Annotated in this window: 2 protein-coding genes; both read left to right on the top strand. The window is 43.4% G+C overall.

Annotation, left to right across the window (positions count from 1 at the left end; genetic code table 11):
* On the top strand, positions 1-700 hold a 700-nt coding region (locus ACWIUO_RS13620), incomplete at its 5' end, for a hypothetical protein (protein WP_454178430.1).
* A 176-nt stretch (positions 701-876) separates the two neighbouring features.
* Positions 877-2,197, top strand: a 1,321-nt coding sequence (locus ACWIUO_RS13625; RefSeq protein ID WP_454178431.1) for an alanine/glycine:cation symporter family protein, incomplete at its 3' end; no start/stop codon positions are given.

Raw genomic sequence — 2,197 nt, forward strand, 5'->3', positions numbered from 1 at the left:
GACTTTTTGCCTAAAAAATGCTGATAAACCCCCTTTGGCTTGTGTGTATCATATTGATTTTTTAGATTCTAGTTTGTTAGAGATTTTATCCCAAAATCTATCTAAAAACCACCATATTGAAAAACCGCAAAAAAACTCCAAAATCCACACAAAAAATCTATCAAACACTGCAAACACTGCAAATCTCACAAGTAGCGTAAAAAATGCCACAACAAATTTCACAAATGCCACAAAAAAGGCAGATTTTTGCATTAGCAATCCACCATTTTACCCCGATGGCGCACTCCGCTCTAGCAATCCACATTTAGTAGAATCCCGCTACGCTACCTCTATGCCACTAGAGCAGTGGATACCTCAAGCAAGGCGGATTTTAGCCCAAAGAGGCGGGCTTATATTTTGCTACCACCCTAGCGAGCTATCTCGTGTTTTTGCCGTGCTTAAGGACAATAAATTTACCCCTGAAGTGTTGCGACTTGTCTATCCCCTCCAAGAGAGGGAGGCTACTTTAGCATTGATTTTTGCGAGGCTAGATTCTAGGGCAGTTTTAAAGGTGCTTCCCCCGCTTTTTACGCATATTTCAAATGGCACAAATTATGCAAGGCAGGATAATTTCACCCCTGAAGTCGCTAATATCTATGCCACCTATCGCACCCATAGCATCAAAATCCACACAAGCGATATAGAGTGGCTAGATTTATGATATGCAATGTCGCAATGAGTTGATTTACCTAAAAGTCATGGATAATAAGAGCATAAAATGTGCTATCATAGTATTTTTGGGTTTGAAAAAACGCTGTCTTTACGCGTTGTTTGCTTTTTACGCTTTTTTGTGGTGTTTTTGGGGTGGCATATTTTATTTATTAAGGAGGCTACATTATGGAGCATATTAGCGATTTGTTTATGGATTTTGTAAGCAGTTTTAGCGGGTTTTTATACACTTATTGGCTCGTGTTTGCGTTACTACTTTGTGGGGCGTATCTTACCATTCGCACGCGTTTTATTCAGTTGCGATTTTTACGCGATGTGTTTGCCGTGCTAAAAGAAAGGAGCGAAAAAGAACATATTTCGCCATTTGGTGCGCTGATGATTTCGACTGCTTCACGCGTGGGCATAGGCAATATCGTGGGCGTGAGCGTGGCTATCGCTAGCGGGGGAAGTGGCGCGCTATTTTGGATGTGGGTTAGCGCGATTGTAGGCGGGGCAAGCGCGTTTGTAGAATCCACTCTCGCGCAAGTGTATAAACGAAAAGTCGGCACACACCGCTACAAAGGCGGTCCTGCCTACTACATAGAATCCGCGCTAAATTCTAGAAAACTTGGCATTATTTTTGCGATTTCGCTCATATTTTGTTTTGCGCTTGGGTTTAATGCCCTGCAGGCTTTCACGCTAACTTCGTCATTTGAGATTTTTGTGGGCAAAGAAGTGTTTGAAAACTCCCCGCTAACGATTTTTGTCGGGCTAATTTTAGCGATTTTGGTGAGTTTCTTTTTCTTTGGCGATGACAAAAAATCCGCGCTCATCTCCTCCATACTCGTGCCGATAATGGCGTTTGGCTACTTTGCTGTGGCACTCGTAGTTGTGGGGCTAAATGTGGATAAAATCCCGCTCATTTTCTCTAGCGTGCTAAAAGAAGCGTTTGATTTTAGCGCGATATTTGGGGGATTTGCAGGGAGTGCGATAGTCATAGGGATTAAGCGTGGGCTTTTCTCAAACGAAGCGGGTATGGGCTCTGCGCCAAATGCCGCTGCGAGCGCGCATACTAGCCACCCTGCCAAACAAGGAATGGTGCAAACGCTATCTGTTTTTATCGACACGATTATCATCTGCTCGGCAAGCGCGTTTATGGTGCTTTGCTCTACCGTGGATACAAGTGGATTAAGCGGAATGGCGGTGATGCAAGCGGTGATGAGGGGGCATTTTGGCGATTTTGGGCTTATCTTTGTAAGCGTGGCAATCGTGCTTTTTGCCTTTACTTCGCTTATTGGGAATTATTTTTACGCGGAGGCAAATTTTAAATTTATCACAGAGCATACAATCGCTTTGCAAATATTTAGGCTTTTTGCTGTGGTGATGGTGTTTGTCGGGGCGCAGTTAAATCTGGCTTTGGCGTGGGATTTGGCAGATATTTTTATGGGGCTAATGGCGAGCATAAATATCGTGGTGATTTTGCTTTTAAGCAATATCGCGTGCAAAGTCT

The organism is Helicobacter sp. T3_23-1056 (assembly GCF_053654535.1).